The organism is Deltaproteobacteria bacterium (assembly GCA_022340465.1).
In the GTDB taxonomy this organism is placed as follows: domain Bacteria; phylum Desulfobacterota; class Desulfobacteria; order Desulfobacterales; family B30-G6; genus JAJDNW01.
The window spans coordinates 48,999-65,629 of the sequence record JAJDNW010000030.1 but is presented as its reverse complement, the minus strand read 5'-3'; the positions used below and the strand labels follow the sequence as shown (position 1 = coordinate 65,629).

The following is a 16,631-nucleotide window of genomic DNA, read 5'->3' as shown; positions in this document are numbered from 1 at the left end:
TTTCCTCCAAAATGCGGAACATACCAATTATTTGTGCTCTTCTCGCTCCTTGAGCGCACGTCTGAGGATTTTACCCACGGCGCTCTTGGGCAACTCGTCGATAAACTCGATGATCTTGGGGACCTTGTAAGCCGCCAGGTTCTCGCGGCAGTAGGCCACCACCTCCTCCTCGGTGAGGCTTTCGCCTTCCTTTATCACCACGAAAGCTTTGACGGTCTCGCCCCTGTAGTCGTCCTTGACACCGATGGTGCAGGCTTCCAGGATCTTGGGGTGCTCGAACAGGACGTTATCCAGTTCTACGGGGTAGATGTTGTAACCGCCGGCAATGATCATGTCCTTTTTGCGATCGGTGATGCTTAAATAGCCGCTCTCGTCAAAACAGCCGATATCTCCGGAATAGAACCAGCCGTCTTTGAGGACCTCGGCCGTTTCTTCCGGCTTCTTGTAGTACCCCATCATGATCTGGGGGCCTCGCATGGCGATTTCACCATGTTCGCCGACGGGCAGTTCCTTTTCACCGGTTTCGATGTCCACGATTTTGACGTCGGTGTCAGGCAGCGGGGTGCCCACCGTGCCGGGTTTGACTTCCCCGCCCCAGGGGGTGACCGTCACGAAAGGCCCGGCCTCGGTCGAGCCGTAAACCTCGCACATGGTAGCGCCGGTTATCTCCTTGAGATCCCTGATCGTGTCGGCGGCCAGGGGCGCGGCCCCGGAGAAGAAGCCTTTGATCCCTGAAAAGTCAAGCTTTCTGAATTCGGGCTCTACCAGCAATCCCACAAAAATCGTCGGAACGCCCGGCAGGAAGGTGGGGTTGTATTTCTTCAGGATATCGAGATTGATCTTCGGGTCCGGTCTGGGAACCATGATGTTTTCCCAGGCCTGCCAGATGATCAGGTTCTGGATGGCCGAAAATCCGGCCGTGTGAAAAATAGGGAAATTCCCCACCAGACGCTCCTCGCCCCGTTTCAAATCGGGGAACCAGGATGCAAACTGCTGGACGTTGGAACTCAAGTGGGAGTGGCTGATCATAACCCCCTTGCTCGCACCCGTGGTTCCTCCGGTGTAAAGGATGGCGCCCATCTCCTCCCACCGGCTCAGGTCCTCCACCGGGTCGGGTGGGTAGCCACCCAACAGGTCCTCGAACACCAGGACATCTTCCGCAGCTTCAATTTTACGGTACATTTCCTTCTTCACGAAGGGAAAAAGCTGCTTTTTGGGAAAGGGCAGAAACGCATGGATATGGGTCCCGATAATTTTTTCCAGCTTGGTCCGGGATTTTATTGCCTGCATGCGGGGCACCAGCAGGGAAAGGGTGATGATGATTCTCGAATCCGAATCAGCCAGCTGATAGGCCAGCTCCCTTTCGGTGTAGAGGGGATTGTTCTGAACGGTCACGGCCCCGATGCGCAAGATGGCCAGATTGGCAATGATCACCTGAGGAATATTCGGCAGGCTGACCCCCACCTTGTCACCGGCCGCGATCCCCATATCCTGCAGCGCCCGTGCGAACCGGTTGACCATGTCGTTCAGGTTTTTGTAGCTGATGCGTTTGCCCATGTAATTGAGCGCCGTCCTGTCGGGATATTCTTCAGCCGAACGTGCCAGCGCTTCGGAAATAGTGATCCTTTCATAGTCGAGGGTTTTGGAAACACCGGAAGCATAGGATTGGTGCCAGATCTTTTCATCCATACCCGTTTCCTCCTGTCCGAATTGGTAACGTCGCATATTACAAGTAAATATCCGGACCATAAGACCCGGCTCTGGGCTCACCCTGGAAGGATGTTGTTTGTTTACCGCTGAAGAAAGTCTAACGTCACGAGGGCATCAACTTGTCCAACTTCCCCCTTTCCTCGGCGATCCTGATGTATGTTTCTGCACCGGTTTTCGGCGGCAGGTACTGGTTCGATTCCGGTTTTTTCATCAGTCGAATGGCCTCTTCCGGACAGGTGGTCACGCACAGGCCGCAGCCGATGCAGCGGTCCAGGTCGACTACCGCCGTATCGTCCGCCATCCGGACCGCGTCTATCTGGCACCGGTCGAGGCAGGTTTCGCAACCGATACAATCTTCTGAAGACACCACGGCGAAATAATTGCTTTTGACCATCTCGGCCGGCTTGGGTTGCTTTTTCAGGGAGCGCAGTACACCGCAACAACACCCGCAGCAGCTGCACATGCCGCCGACTTTCTGGGAATTGAACGGCTGCAGCACCAACCCGGCCTCCTCGCCCTTTTTCAAAACCTCCAGCGCCTCCTCTGCCTGTATGTAGCGCCCCATGTTGTTCTCGACATAGTAGTCCGCATGCGATCCAAAGGCCATGCAGACCTCCAGCGGTTTGTCGCAGGCCTTGTCCAGGGCGGCGTTCATCGTCCGGCAGATACAGGGCATCACGGCAATTTTCTTGTGGGATTTGATGATCTCCAGCGCGTCCTCGTATGGGGCCACCGGCCACTCGGCCACCAACTCCCGCTTTACCGGAATGGAGCGCAATACCGGCGTCTGGAAAGCCTGGATTTCCTTGCCCAGCGCTTCTTCGAAATAGGCATCGTTGTCCCGTGCGAACTCCCCCTCCATCTCGTTGAGCTGAAATTCGAAAATACCCACCACGTAGGGGGGAGCCGCGTAGCGGGCCCGGTCGCCCTTTCTCACCCGAAACAGAAGGCCTTTTTGTGCCATGGCCGCCAACTGCGCCGACAACGCGGCCGGCTCTCTTCCCAGGCGTTCGGCGACGTCCTCCGGCTTTTCGAGCAGGGGAGACATCTCGATGAAAAGAGCGGCATCTTCCTCCGTAAAAAGCCTTTTCAGAATTTTCATCTCCACGCCATCCGCCGTGGCCGGAAAGCCTGTGGCCATGTCGTCCAGCCGTTCCTGCAATTTTCTGTAAACATCCGTCATGCGAGCTCCTTTTCTATAGGACCTGTAAGGCCCAAGCATAGGTCCTGGGCTTTTAGGACTTATTTCACCATCGCGTTCAATCTCTTCATCAGGGTACCGGCCTCTTCCACGATATCGTCGATGACTTCCTTCGCGGTTTTGACGCGATCGATAGCGCCCACGATCTGGCCGCAGGCGATGGGGCTGATGTCCGAGTCCCCGCAGTCGTAGGCCAGCTTGCCTTTGCCGCCGGCCACCGCGTTGATGATCTCTTCGAAGGAGGCCTCTTTCTCCTCCAGGGCCAGGCACTCGTCCGCCAGCTTGTTTTTGACCACGCGAATCGGGTTTTTTATAGAATTCAGCAGCAGGCAGGTTTCAGTTTCCCGGGTCTTTACGAGTCTTTCCTTGATGGCGTCATGCACGGGGCTTTCCTTGGTGGCGAAAAAGGCCGTGCCCATGAGAACCGCTTCTGCTCCCATGGCTATGGCCCCCAGGAAGCCCTTGCCGTCGGCGATTCCGCCACCGGCGATGACCGGAATTTGCAGGCGCGAAGCCGCCATTGGGATCAGGATGAAGGAGGCCACGTTGTCCATGCCGATGTGACCGCCGGAACCGTAACCGATCAGGGTGATGGCATCCACGCCCAGTTTCTGGGCCGATTCCGCGTGGCGAATAGAGGTCATTTTGTGGATGACCTTGATGCCGGCCTCCTTCAGTTTCGGCATCAGCGGTTTGGGGCTCCGACCAGCGGTCTCGACCACTTTCACCCCCTCTTCGGCAACCACATCGCAGAACCGGAGGCTGCGCTCGGGAAGACCGAACTCAGGCACCATGGAGATGTTCACCCCGAATGGTTTATCCGTCAAGTCACGCATCTTCCTGATCTCCGCCCGCAGGTCATCCGGTGTTTCGAAACTCTCGGCGGTGATGAATCCGATGCCGCCGGCATTGCACACCGCGGACACCAGCTCGGCCCGGCTGATCCACTGCATGCCCCCGCACAGAATGGGGTATTGAATTCCCAGCATTTCCGTTATCTTGGTTTTAAACATGGTTAGCGTCCTTTCCTTCTTTGGTTATTTACTTTTACAAAACATTCATCACGAAAGCACGAAAGGAGAAAAACACAAAAATGTATACTGAAATTTCGTGCTTTCGGTATTTCTTGTTTTCGTGATTACTGCGGCCTTTGTTGACCTCAAGGGTCGCAACCGCTTCCTGCCTAATTTCCCGCCTCTACAAAGGCCTTGACGGCGTTGAAAAAATCGGGCGCGCAACACAAAATGCTCTGGTTCCGGTTTTCCAATTCGATGGCCGTTTCCAGGGAAGGAGCGTTCTGGTTCTGGCGAATGGTCTCTTTGGTCAACCGGAGCCCGAGGACCGATTTTCCCAGCATGGTTCTGGCTGTCTCCAGGGCGGTGTCCATGAGTTCCTCTTCGCCCACCAGACGGCTCACCAGCCCGATTCTGTCCGCTTCCTCGGCACCCACCGTGCGCCCGGTCAACAAAATTTCCGCCGCTTTGGCGCGCCCCACGGCTTTGGGCAGAAAGTAGGTGGTGCCCAGCTCTCCGCCGGACAGGCCGATGTTGATGAAAGAGGGGATAAAACGCGCCCTGGGGCCGGCGATGATCACATCCGCCGCCAGGGCGAGGCACATCCCCCCCCCGGCTGCGGCCCCGTTGACCACGGCAATGATCGGCTGGGGCTGCCTGACCATCACTTCGATGACGCCGGAATAGATTTTCTGGATCTTTTCAAGGTGAATGGAGGCCGACGAAAAATATGTGAGGCCTTCTTCGCTCGACAGCCTGTCATCTTTCAGGTCGGCCCCTGAGCAAAACCCTTTCCCCGCACCCGCCAGTATCAACACCCGTACGGAATCACGCTTCGCCAGATCGGCAAACAGGGCGTAAAAATCGTCCAGCATTTTCAGGTTCATCGCGTTCAAACGCTCCGGCCGGTTGAGGGTAATCAGCCCCAGCCCGTCTTCGGGCTCATCGTACGTCAATGTCTCATATTCCATCGTCTTTTCCTTCCCATGCCTTCATTTAAAATTGTCATCCAACGCTATGCCCTTGAATACGATATCACAGATGGCATCCGTCAGGGAATCGGGGTCGATATCCCGCCCGAAGGTAATCCCTGTGAGGCACACCTGCTCGATGCTGCCTAAAATGACCTGCCGCGCGAGGTTGACGGAAATGTCCCCCCTGATCTCACCGGTGGCCGCCCCCTCTTCGAGTATGTCCCGTATGGTGCTGCTGTAAATTTTGACCAGTTCATAGGTTTCGCTGTGATAGTAGTCCTGATGGTTCCTGACCTCGATGAGCAGAATCCTGGCGAACACCCGGTTGGTGGCATACACGTGAATGTGGGACCAGATCAACTTTCTGAGCTTGTTCAGGGCGCCCTGAATCCCTTTGAGATCTTCTCTCACTCTCTGGTGGTACTGTTCGAGGTACTCGCCCAGCACCTGATGCAACAAATCTCTTTTATCCTTGAAATATTTGTAAATCAAGGCCTCGGTAACCCCGGCCGTCTGCGCAATTTCCGCCGTGGTGATGGCGTTGAAGTCCTTTTGCTCCAGAAGGCGGCGCAGGGCCTCGGCAATTTTGATCCTCCCGGGGGGATAGCCCTTCTCGGCGGGCACGCCGGCAACCCGGATATTGTTTATATGTTTCGACATGATCCTAACACCTGTAGATATCCCCTTGGGTATCAATAACCTTCCATCTTGGCGATGATGTCCCGCATCACCTCGTCGGCTCCGCCCCCGATGGAGAGCCCGCGCGCATCCCGGTAATAGCGGGATATGACGGAGTCGCTCATGAATCCCATGCCGCCGTGCATCTGCAGGCATCCGTCTGCGACCCGGTGCAGCAGTTGGCCGGCAACCAGTTTGCCCATGGAAATCTCGCGGGTCGCGTCCATGCCGGCCTCCTTCATGCGTACGATGTGATAGATCAGCTGCCGTAGGCATTCGATTTCCGTCAGCCAGTCCGCGAGTCGATGCCGCAGCACCTGTTTTTTAATCAACGGCTTCCCGAACACGACCCGTTCCCGAATGTAATCGACGGTCATGTCCACGATGTCCCTGGCCGCCGTGCAGGCGAATGGCAACAGGGAAAAGCGTTCATGCTGAAACTGCCTCATCTGATAGATGAACCCCTCGCCCTCCTCGCCGATGAGATTGCCGACGGGAACCCTGACGTTGTCGAAGAAAAGTTCGGCCGTATCGCTGATGCGGGCGCCCAGTTTGTCCAATTTTCGGCCAACCGTGATCCCCGGCAGGTCGGACGGAACCACAATGAGGCTGAAAGAGTGGTACCCCGGATCGTCACCGGTTCTGGCCATCAGGGTGAAGAAATCGGCCTGGGTTCCGTTGGTGATATACATTTTCGACCCGTTGATGACATAGTGGTCCCCCTCTCTCGTCGCCGTCGTGGCCAGGGCCGCCACGTCGGAACCGGCACCCGGTTCGGTAACGGCGATGGCGCCCACCTTCTCGCCTGCAATGGCGGGCTTCAGATAGGTTTCTTTGAGGTATTCGCTGCCGAATTCGTCGATGGCGGGGGTGGCCATATTGGTCTGGACCGTAATAGCCACCGGCAGACCCAGCGCTCTGATGTGTCCGAGCTCTTCCAAAAAAACGGTTTCATACCAGTAGTCCAGCCCCTGCCCACCGTACTTCGGATCGTAGCGTATCCCCAAAAAACCCAATTCACCCATTTTTCGGAACAACGCTTTAAGCGGCGCGGCGCCCTGCGCTTCCCACTCGTCCACGTGGGGATTGATCTCTTTATTGACAAAATCGCGGACCGACCGCCGGACCATTTCGTGGTCCCTGGTAAAATAGATCTGCTCGACTTTGCTCGACCGGCCTCCCATGGTTGCACTCCCTTCCTTTGGGTTGGTAATATTCACTAATTAAAATATGTATATATTATATTATATACTATTTCGGTATGTTAAAATGATTAGTAATCCTCACCATTTTTTTTGTCAAGCGCTTCCTGCAGAAATTTTCACGACAGTTGTCCATTTCCGGTCGGTATGGTATGTCTCCTGGGCATGGCCGGTCCCCCCTCCAAGCACCCAAATCCGGACGACGGCACCCCGGTGGGCATTGTCGCCGACAGCCATGGGCAGGTGGAACCCCTGGCGGCCGCCCTGGCCTACCTGCGGCAAAAGGGGTGCGTGACCATCTATCACCTGGGTGACATCTGTGACTCCCTGGATCCGGGTACCGCCGATGCCTGCGTGCAATTACTCCGGAAGTATCGGGTTCACAGCGTCAAGGGCAACAACGACCATATGATCGTCGTGAATCAAACAGGCAGAAAAAAGCTGTCCATCGGGGGGGAAACACTGGCTTACCTGAAAACGCTTCCCTTGGTGATTCATCACGGTGGGATTATTTTGGCCCATTCGCTCCCCTTCGAAAGTGAAATGGGGCTCTCCTGCATGGTTGGAGCCATGCATCATGGTCATGCCCGGCGATTTTTCCGCGACTTTCCGGACCGCATCCTCTTGAGGGGGCACAGTCATGCGCCGGCAATCACCTGGCAGGGCGACAACGGGCGCATCGTTTCCGAAAGCGTCCGCCCTGAATGCGCCATCGACATTGCCCACAGAAAGCCTTGCATCATCACCTGCGGTGCGCTGGACCACGGGCTGTGCATGCAGTGGTCGCCGGAAAACAGCCGCATCACGTCCAAACGCTTTGAAGGAAGAGCAGTTTAACCACCAAGCCACAAAGGAAACAAAGAACAGATTTAGGGTCCGAGGGGTCGAGGGGCCAGGCGATCGAGAGTTGGAAGTTACGTCGTGAGTCGTGAAATATGAAATGTGAAACGTTAGATGCCGTTCACTTTAGGTCGGTGTCTATTTTGTCCAGCACCCGGCCTTCTTCATCCAGAATATAGAGCATGAAGCCGCTGCTCGCCGCCTGTTCTTTCAGTTCACTATATATCACCGCCTGGGCCTCATACTTTTTCTTCCTGTCCCGGGTCATGAGGTTCAAGCACATGAGGGCGTGTTCCTTTTTCGCGAACACGGGAATGAAGGCAGTGCCATCCTTTTCCTGCTGCCCCAAATAGTGCTCGTTGCCGCCCGGGTCTTGCACGACTACCCAGGCCCAGTCGTTGTCACCGAATGTTATGGCCATTTAAAAAGCCTTTCTTTAATTTAGCGCTTTAAAATAGTGTTTGATCTTCTCCACGGCCTTCAGGATATCCTCACCGTTCACGTCCAGGTGGGTCACCATCCGGATGGGATTCCCCGCGTTAATCAGAATGCCCTCCTCGAGAAGGAATGTCCGCAGTGACGCCGCATCCCCTTTTTCCATCCCGACAAACACCATGTTGGTCTGCACCTGGGCGGGGTCAATCCGTAATTCCTGCAGCTCGGATAATTTCCGGGCCAGAAGCAATGCATTCTCATGATCCTCCTGCAGGCGTTCCACATGCGCCTCCAGGGCCACAATGCCGGCCGCGGCAATGATGCCCGCCTGGCGCATGCCGCCGCCGAGCATCTTCCGCCACCGTCTCGCCTTCTTGATCAAGCGGTCGGAACCGCAAAGGAGGGAGCCTACCGGAGCCCCCAGCCCTTTGGACAGGCAGATGGATACGGTATCGAAATGGCGGGCGATGTCCGTAGCGGGCACCTTCTGCTTTACGGCCGCATTAAACAGGCGCGCCCCGTCCAGATGGGTCCCCAGCCCGAATTTTTCGGCGGTCGCTTTTGCCGCTTCAAGGTATTTCAGCGGAAGCACCTTTCCCCCCTGGGTGTTTTCCAGGCATAAAAGCCTTGTCCGGGCGAAATGGAAATCATCGGGTTTTATGACCTGGGCCACCTTCGCCAAGTCGATGGACCCGTCCGGTTCGAAATCGAGGGGCTGCGGCTGCACGCTGCCCAAAACCGCGGCACCGCCGGCCTCGAACCGGTACGTGTGCGCCTGCTGCCCGACAATATACTCGTCGCCCCTTTGGCAATGGCTGAGGACCGCCATCAGGTTGCTCTGCGTCCCGCTGGTTGCCAGAATGGCCGCCTCCTTCCCCAAAAGGTCCGCGGCCAGGGCCTCCAGGCAATTCACTGTCGGGTCGTCCCCGTAGACATCGTCCCCGACCTCGGCTTCGGCCATGGCACGGCGCATCGCCGCCGTGGGACGTGTCACCGTGTCGCTGCGCAGATCGATCCTATTGTAATTTTTCATTTTTTCTCATCAATCCATGTCCTAATATGAAAAATTATTACATTTCATATTTTTCCTTTAGGCGCTCCAACTCGGTTACATACTGATTCCGATACACCAAGGACCGCTGACTGCCTATTTCGTAGTAGGACACGTCGATAAATGGACGGATGTCGATACCGGACGGATTCAACATCTCGTCATTGGCCCGGTCCAGCACCAGCACCGCATAATAGCTCATCAGCACCCTGATTTTAGAATCACGGCGAAGGAGGTAACTTCTTCCTGCCAGCGTATTCAGAAAATACCCGCTGTATTGATACCACACCTCCAGCGAGGGCACTTTAACCGCTTTGTTGGAGCAGCGTTTTTCCGGAAGCGAGTAGATATAGAAGATGGCAATCACCGACTCGATGATGTCCTCCTCGTTTTTTATGATCTCTTCGATGATCCGGATGCGCTCCCTGCCCAGCACACGGTACAGGTGCGTCACATTGCGGATCAGGCTGACCAGATCCTCCATTTCCCCGGTCAACATCGGCGGTGAATCGGAAAGGGCCCGCACAACCTCGCGGAAAAGTCTTAGGGGACCGCCCGGACCCTTGTACTTCCCCATATACGGCTGCTTTTCCAGGTACTTGAAAAAAGTCATGATCTGCGCTTCCAAAGCCCCGCAGTCCACCTTGGTGTCGTAGGACAGGTATTCGGTTCTGTCACCGAATATCTCGGACAGCCTTTTCTCCGGCAGCTCGTCCGTGGACTTCCGGTTCAAGGCCTCGGCCATGGTGGAAACCTGCTCCTGGAGCCGGGCGAGCTTCTCGGAGCATGCGGCGCGCTCCTTGACCAGCGCCTGTTCCACCTTTCCGCGATGCCATTTTCCGATCACGCTGTATCCCAAAAATAAAATGATCCCCGCTATCAGAACCACAACGACGATTTTCACCGACTTTTCCATACGACACGTCCTCTCCCGATAACGGCCGGCCCTGGGGTGTGCGGACAAGACCCCTTTCGGGGTGCTGAAAGGGTCGACACCTCTGCATATATAAATTCTAAATCCAAATATCAAATGGCCTGATGACAAAAACTGAAGCCGAACCGCCGATACCCTACCTCTATGTTTGGCTCAATTGAATTTAGGTCATTCAATATTGTTCAGGATTTCGGATTTCGTGTTTGGGATTTTGCTATCCCTATTCCCGGCTCAGCCAGATATCCCCGACCTGTCCCGGAGAACCAGGATTTCAATACCCGGTTAAAAATAGGCTATCGCGTTTTGGATGTCAAATAAAAAGCCGCGATCTATTCTGTTGACATCATTGAAATAAAATTGATAAAATTCTTGTTTGGACTCGACGGGGAAGGGGTGAGCGATTAAAAAAAAACGCCGTCGCCCCTCAAGAGGCGATTGCACCGGAACAGCAGACACATCCCCTTCAAGCCTGTCGTGGGGATGTTTCATAGCGAAGGTTATACCCATGAGAATAGTTACCCGGCCGGACTTTGACGGTATCGTATGCGCCGTGCTTTTGTATGCGGCGGAGAATATCGATACGCCGGTCAAATGGGTTTCCCCCAACGACATGCAGAAATGCAGGGTCGACATTCGACGGGGCGATATCATCGCCAACCTGCCTTACAACGAAAAATGCAGCTTATGGTTCGATCATCATTTTTCCAACAAACTCAGGCATGCCGTTCCCGGATCGTTCCGCATCGCCCCTTCGGCCGCCGGAATCATCTTTGAATACTACCGAAACCGCTTGACGCATGATTATGCCGATCTTGTCCGTGAAACCGACAAGATAGACGCCGCGCAGTTGACGGTAGATGAGATCCGGCATCCTGAAAGGTATCCGTATATCCTGTTGTCCATGACGATTCACCCGCACCTCGAGCACGAAAAACCCTACTGGAATCGTTTGGTGGGCTTGTTGCGCAGCCGTACCATCGATGAGGTTCTTGACGACACGGAAGTCAGGAAGCGCTGCGACGAGGCTATCAGTGAAAATAAAACGTACCGGGCATTGCTCCAAAAATATACCGCCACCCGGCGGCACGTTGCGATTACCGACTTCCGACCCCTGGGGCAAACCCCCTACGGCAACCGGTTCCTGGTTTACTCCATGTTCCCCGAAACCTCCGTAAACGTTAAAATTGGCTACGAGGAAGCCGACAGGGAAACCGTGGTCGTCAAAGTGGGGCACAGCATCCTGAACCGAACCTGCAATGTCAATGTCGGACAGATGCTTTCCTATTTTGAGGGAGGCGGGCATAAGGGTGCCGGTGCATGCCGGTTTCGCCATGATCTATCGAATCAGTATCTTCCCCAAATAATTGATATTCTGATGGAAAACGATCCCGATGGCGGTCTCGTCGCCAAAACCCAACGGAGTGGACATGACCGCCGCCGGTGTGGAGACCGCCGTAAAAGCCGCTCCGCCGCCTGGAGCGAATCCGGCAAAACGGAGCGGCGCAAAGGGTCCGACCGAAGGACCGCCGGTGAACAACGTGCCGGATGGGAACGCACGGACCGATGGCAGAGCCGCCCTGTTGTCGAATAGCCGCCGATATTGTCAGAGACCCGGGCTTCAGACGCACGTTCCCGAGGCTGAAGCCCCGCATAAAAGATAAAGGAAGGTCCCGTGAAAAAAGAGATAGAAGAGATCCGCCCAAACCTGTTCAGGCTGCAAATCCCCCTGCCGGACAGCCCGTTGAAATACCTGAACGCCTACGTCGTCAAATCAAACCGTCGCAACCTGATAGTGGACACCGGTTTGAATCGCAGCGCCTGCTTGGCAGCCATGCAGGCAGGACTGCAAGCACTCGATATCGACATCCACGAAACCGATTTTTTCATCACCCACCTGCACGCCGATCATTTCGGCCTGGTGGCCAGGCTGGCGACTGAGGACAGCCGCATCTACTTCAACCGCCCGGATGCCGAATTGATCGAATCCTGGGAAGGCTTCGGCCCCATGATCGCCTTTGCAGGGCGAAACGGCTTTCCCCAGGAGGAGCTCAGGTCGGCCCTGGAGGCCCACCCGGGCCATAAGTTCGGCTCTTCCTGGGTTCCCGACCTGAACATTTTAAAAGACGGTCAAACCATCGACGTGGGAGACTATCATTTTCAGTGCGTGGAGACCCCGGGCCACACCCTGGGGCACACCTGCCTGTATGAAGCCTCGGAAAAGCTGTTTATCGCCGGCGACCACATGCTGATTGACATCACCCCCAACATTCAATGCTGGGATGACACGCATAATCCCCTTAAACTTTATCTGGAAAGTCTGGACAAGGTGTCTGGGCTGGCGGTGGATATTGTCCTCCCCGGCCATCGGCGCGTCTTCACCCATTTCCGGCAGCGCATCGGGGAACTGAAGCAACACCATCGGGAGAGGCTCGAGGAAGTGCTGGCAATCGCAGGCAATGGAACCCCACGGACCGCTTTTTCAGTAGCCTCGAAGATGAAGTGGGATATCAAGTCCGAATCCTGGGAGGCGTTCCCCGTCGCACAGAAGTGGTTTGCCACCGGCGAAGCCATTGCCCATCTGCGCTACCTCGAGGAAGAACGAAAACTGCAGCGTCACGAGAGTGAAGGCGTGGTCATGTTTGACCAAAACAGGTAGCGCCGCTGGCCGGCCCCAAACACTGTCAAATGATCAAGTTAAAACCCGCATATGTAGCGCAACGTTTCAACCCTGCCGTGCGCTTAGGCTATATAGCCGAGGCGCCCCCATCCACCATCAAGGTCTGCCCGGTGATAAAATCCGCGGCCCCGGAGCACAGGAACAGAATCGGGTGGGCCACCTCATCCGGTTCCGCGATTCTGCCCAGTGGAATGGTTTTGACAATCTCCCGGTGCATATCTTCATTCGACCAGAACGGCTCGCTGAACTTGGTCCGAACCATCGCCGGCGCCACGGCATTCACCTGAATATTGAAGGGCGCCAGTTCCTGGGCCAGCACCTTGGTCATCATTTCCATGGCGGCCTTGGCAATGCCATAGATCCCCATGGCGGGCGCGGACCTGTGCGCCGCCAGTGAGCTTACACTGACGATTTTCCCGCTTTTTTGCTCGCGCATGATCTGCCCGGCCCGCCTTGAACACAGAAACGCCCCGTTGAGGTTGGAATCGATGATTTTCTGCCACAGAGACGGGTCCGCGTCGACGACAGAGGTAATTATGTTCATGCCGACGTTGTTGATGAGGCCGTCAAGACGGCCGAAGGCATCCAGGGTGCGATCGAAGAGGCGGTCAACATCCTCGGCCTTGGCAACGTGCGCCGGCAGGGCAACCACGCGGTCCCCTCCGTTCAATTCGGCGACTGCCCTGTCGAGGCCCTCCTGTTTTCTTCCGCAAACGACAACCTTCGCATGCTGTGCCAGCAGCATCTTCGCCAGGACAAGCCCGATGCCCCGCGTCCCCCCGGTTACAACGTAAACATTATCCGCCAATCCATAGGTTATATCAGCCACGGCCGCCTCCTCCATCTGAATTTATGCCTCACTTTCCGCTTTTCGACAATCTGTCCTCCGGCATCCGACCGGTTGAGCGTTGAATTATGCGCCGTGTGATGGTAGCCTAGTAAGGGTTACCAGTCAACCGGCAAAGGAGAAAACCGGTAAGGCTCATCCGGCACTATCAGCCTCCCGTGACCATGTGCGGACACATCCACGAGCGCCCGGGTTTCAAGCGGCCGGGCAGAACAACCCAGGTCGTCAATCGTTCCATGGGAGGGGACGGCCAACGGGCCGTGCCGCATGCCATCGCTGGAGACATGCGACATCTGGCGGTAATATTTTTATAGTGTCCGCTTGACAATTAAAGGGGTTCTATTATTTAACCGCATTATGGAAACAAACAACTGCATACCGATCGTCATCGCTACCCGCAACCGGGGAAAGACCGCAGAAATAAGAGATCTTTTAAAGGATTTTCCCATACAGATCAAAAACCTGGATGATTTCGGCCCGATCCCTGAAGTGGAGGAAGACGGTGAGACCTTCGACGAGAATGCCTATAAAAAAGCGAGCGTTACCGCCAGAATCCTGGGGCTTCCAGCCATAGCCGACGATTCCGGCCTGATGGTCGAAGCCCTGAAAGGCGCCCCGGGCGTTCACTCGGCACGCTTTGCCGGTCCGGAGGCTACCGACCGGGAGCGCTGCCAAAAGCTGCTCGAGGCGATGCAGGACGAAGAGAACAGGAACGCCGCCTTCGCCTGCGTCATTTCCTTTGCCGTGCCCACCGGCCCGGCGTTGACCTACGAGGCCCGATGCGAAGGCGTGCTTACCCGAGAGCCGCAGGGTGAAAACGGTTTTGGCTATGACCCGATCTTTTTCTTTCCGCCGTTGCAAAAAACATTCGCTCAGCTCACCCGGGAGGAAAAAAGCCGTGTCAGCCACAGGGGCAAGGCCCTCAGGGAACTTGAGGAAGAATTCGACAAGGTGATGAAGTGGCTGGAAATCCACATGCCCGTGGATCAAAAATTCAACTGCATGGAGTGATTGTTACAGGAGAACACCTATGGAACGCGACAAGAGGGGCATCGATATAGTAAAACGTGTCGGCGGCATCCGCAATTACGACGACGCCATGGCATTTTTTAAGGACAGGCTGGACCCGGAGCATCTCATCCGGTTGAAACCGATCACCAACCCCGACATCCTCATCAACATTGCCAACGCGGCCGTCATGTGCGATCCGGACGCCGTTTTCATCAACACCGGCTCCGAAGAAGACCGCCGATTCATACGCAACATGGCATTGGAAAAAGGCGAGGAAGCCCCCTTGAAAATGAAGGACCACACCATCCACTTCGACCTGAAGGACGAACAGGGAAGGATTATCGACAGGACGTATTACATCGCCGACCCCGACGAGCAGATCAGTTCCCTGGCTAACCGCATGGAACGTGCGCAGGCCCTGGATGAAATCGGCCGGATCATGACCGGCATCATGCGCGGCATGACAATGGTGGTGGGCTTTTACATGCGCGGCCCGGTGGGCGCGCCCGTTTCGAATCCCGCCCTCGAAATTACCAGCTCGGCCTATGTTTCCCACAGCGCGGAAATCCTGTACCGCAACGCTTACGCCCAGTTCGATCAGGAAGTGAAACGCCTGGGTCACTTCTACACCAATATTCACAGCGAAGGCCTCAATCGGCCCGAAGACCTGCCCAGCGCACGCGTCTTCATGGACCGGCGGTACAGAACCACCTTCAGCTTCAACTGCACCTATGCGGGCAATACCCTGCTCTTGAAAAAAGGAAATCACCGTTTCTCCGTAGACAAAGCCGTCTATGAAAATAGGGGCGTCGAACTCTCCGAACACATGTTCATCACGGGTATCGATGGGCCCGGCGGACGCACAACATGGTGCACCGGCGCCGCTCCAAGCGGGTGCGGCAAAACGACAACCGCCATGGCCGGCACCCATTTCGTGGGTGACGATCTTGCCCAAATGTGGATAGCCGAGGACGGCGGCATTCGCTCCGTTAATCCCGAGTGCGGCATTTTCGGCATTGTCGAAGATGTCAATCGGGAAGGCGATCCCATGTTGATGGATATCCTGCGCAACGAAGGCAGTGAAGTGATCTGGTCCAACGTACTCATCGATGCCGACGGCGTGCCCCACTGGGTGGGTAACGGCGAAGCCCCACCGGACAAGGGCACCAATTTTCAGGGAGACTGGTATCGGGGTAAAAAAGATGCCGGCGGCAAAGAAATTCCCATGTCCCATCCCAATTCCAGGTGCACGGTCGCATCCACATCCCTGGCCAACTACTCGGAGATGGCGGAAAACCCTTCGGGGGTGGAAACGCGGGTGATCACCTACAGCGGCCGGGACAGCGACACCATGCCGCCTGTGTGGGCAGCTAAAAATCCCGACCACGGCGTCGTTATCGGCGCCTGCATCGTGTCGGCGGCAACCGCGACGGAAGTGGGCGCCACGGGCGTCAAAAGAGCACCGTGGGCCAATGCACCCTTTATACCCGGCGCGCTGGGAGATTATATGGACGCCCAGTTCAAATTCTTCAACAGCCCGAAACTGGCACCGGACAAAAAGCCTGTCATGGCGGGTTTGAACTACTTCCTCACCCACGAAGCGCGTGGCGGAGAATCCAAAAAACTGCTTGGCGAAAAAAAGGACGTGAAAGTATGGCTGGCCTGGCTTGAAAAAAAGGCCCACGGCGATGTAACCGTCATACCGACACCCATCGGTGACTTGCCAAAATATGAAGACCTCAGGGATCTCTTTGCCGGCATTATCGACAAGGAATACACTCAAGAGCTTTACACGCGGCAGTTTTCACTCTACATCGACAACATCGTCGGCAGAATCGACCTTCAGACGGAAGCCTACAGCAGGGAAGAAAATATTCCGGAAAAGCTGTTCGAAGTCCTGGAGGAACAAAAAAGTGGTCTCCTGGCGCTTAAAACGACGTACGGCCCCGTCGTGACACCGGAACAAATGATGAAGGGATGAGCGGGCACTGACTTCCCGCTCAACGCCATCATGGTTGCGAAGGATTTTGACACCGACGCCAGCAGCCATCTCAAATG

At 55.7% G+C, this 16,631-nt stretch carries 15 protein-coding genes; 5 read left to right on the top strand and 10 right to left on the bottom strand.

Going from position 1 to position 16,631, the window contains the following annotated elements:
- Positions 1–27: 27 nt before the first annotated feature.
- From LJE94_05715 to LJE94_05690, 6 genes are all read right to left on the bottom strand, one after another.
- Positions 28–1,689, bottom strand: coding sequence for a long-chain fatty acid--CoA ligase (locus LJE94_05715; GenBank protein MCG6909606.1), 1,662 nt, complete (start codon positions 1,687–1,689; stop codon positions 28–30).
- Positions 1,690–1,813: 124 nt separating this feature from the next.
- Positions 1,814–2,893, bottom strand: coding sequence for a 4Fe-4S dicluster domain-containing protein (locus LJE94_05710; protein MCG6909605.1), 1,080 nt, complete (start codon positions 2,891–2,893; stop codon positions 1,814–1,816).
- Positions 2,894–2,952: 59 nt separating this feature from the next.
- Positions 2,953–3,924, bottom strand: a complete 972-nt coding sequence (locus LJE94_05705; GenBank protein MCG6909604.1) for a nitronate monooxygenase — start codon at positions 3,922–3,924, stop codon at positions 2,953–2,955.
- Positions 3,925–4,094: 170 nt separating this feature from the next.
- Positions 4,095–4,895: an enoyl-CoA hydratase/isomerase family protein gene (locus LJE94_05700; protein MCG6909603.1), complete on the bottom strand. Its 801-nt coding sequence runs from the start codon at positions 4,893–4,895 to the stop codon at positions 4,095–4,097.
- A gap of 21 nt (positions 4,896–4,916) precedes the next feature.
- On the bottom strand, positions 4,917–5,558 hold the full coding sequence (locus LJE94_05695; GenBank protein MCG6909602.1) for a TetR/AcrR family transcriptional regulator: 642 nt from the start codon (positions 5,556–5,558) through the stop codon (positions 4,917–4,919).
- A 32-nt stretch (positions 5,559–5,590) separates the two neighbouring features.
- Positions 5,591–6,730 carry an acyl-CoA dehydrogenase family protein gene (locus tag LJE94_05690; GenBank protein ID MCG6909601.1) on the bottom strand — a complete coding sequence of 380 codons (1,140 nt, stop codon included), beginning with the start codon at positions 6,728–6,730 and terminating at the stop codon, positions 5,591–5,593.
- Positions 6,731–6,925: 195 nt separating this feature from the next.
- Between LJE94_05690 and LJE94_05685 the strand changes: the two genes are divergently transcribed.
- Positions 6,926–7,615, top strand: a complete 690-nt coding sequence (locus LJE94_05685) for a metallophosphatase family protein (GenBank protein ID MCG6909600.1) — start codon at positions 6,926–6,928, stop codon at positions 7,613–7,615.
- A 124-nt stretch (positions 7,616–7,739) separates the two neighbouring features.
- Here the strand turns inward: LJE94_05685 and LJE94_05680 are convergent, their stop codons facing one another.
- Genes LJE94_05680 through LJE94_05670 form a run of 3 tightly spaced genes read right to left on the bottom strand, consistent with a single transcriptional unit; the run spans position 7,740 to position 10,020 of the window.
- Positions 7,740–8,039, bottom strand: coding sequence for a hypothetical protein (locus tag LJE94_05680; protein MCG6909599.1), 300 nt, complete (start codon positions 8,037–8,039; stop codon positions 7,740–7,742).
- Positions 8,040–8,054: 15 nt separating this feature from the next.
- Positions 8,055–9,086 carry a low-specificity L-threonine aldolase gene (gene ltaE / locus LJE94_05675; GenBank protein ID MCG6909598.1) on the bottom strand — a complete coding sequence of 344 codons (1,032 nt, stop codon included), beginning with the start codon at positions 9,084–9,086 and terminating at the stop codon, positions 8,055–8,057.
- Positions 9,087–9,123: 37 nt separating this feature from the next.
- A complete protein-coding gene (locus tag LJE94_05670) occupies positions 9,124–10,020 on the bottom strand; it encodes a hypothetical protein (protein MCG6909597.1) in 897 nt (298 codons plus the stop codon).
- 523 nt (positions 10,021–10,543) lie between these two features.
- Between LJE94_05670 and LJE94_05665 the strand changes: the two genes are divergently transcribed.
- Positions 10,544–11,629, top strand: a complete 1,086-nt coding sequence (locus LJE94_05665) for an exopolyphosphatase (protein ID MCG6909596.1) — start codon at positions 10,544–10,546, stop codon at positions 11,627–11,629.
- A gap of 81 nt (positions 11,630–11,710) precedes the next feature.
- A complete protein-coding gene (locus tag LJE94_05660; protein MCG6909595.1) occupies positions 11,711–12,694 on the top strand; it encodes an MBL fold metallo-hydrolase in 984 nt (327 codons plus the stop codon).
- Between the two features lie 88 nt (positions 12,695–12,782).
- On the opposite strand, the gene LJE94_05655 is transcribed toward LJE94_05660, so the two are convergent.
- Positions 12,783–13,544, bottom strand: a complete 762-nt coding sequence (locus LJE94_05655; protein ID MCG6909594.1) for an SDR family oxidoreductase — start codon at positions 13,542–13,544, stop codon at positions 12,783–12,785.
- A gap of 375 nt (positions 13,545–13,919) precedes the next feature.
- Here LJE94_05655 and LJE94_05650 point away from each other — a divergent pair, with 375 nt between their 5' ends.
- Together LJE94_05650 and LJE94_05645 are read left to right on the top strand one after the other, a co-directional pair.
- On the top strand, positions 13,920–14,573 hold the full coding sequence (locus LJE94_05650) for an XTP/dITP diphosphatase (GenBank protein ID MCG6909593.1): 654 nt from the start codon (positions 13,920–13,922) through the stop codon (positions 14,571–14,573).
- 19 nt (positions 14,574–14,592) lie between these two features.
- The gene (locus LJE94_05645; protein ID MCG6909592.1) at positions 14,593–16,554 is read left to right on the top strand and encodes a phosphoenolpyruvate carboxykinase (GTP); all 1,962 of its coding nucleotides are present in this window, start codon (positions 14,593–14,595) and stop codon (positions 16,552–16,554) included.
- Positions 16,555–16,631 lie beyond the last annotated feature (77 nt).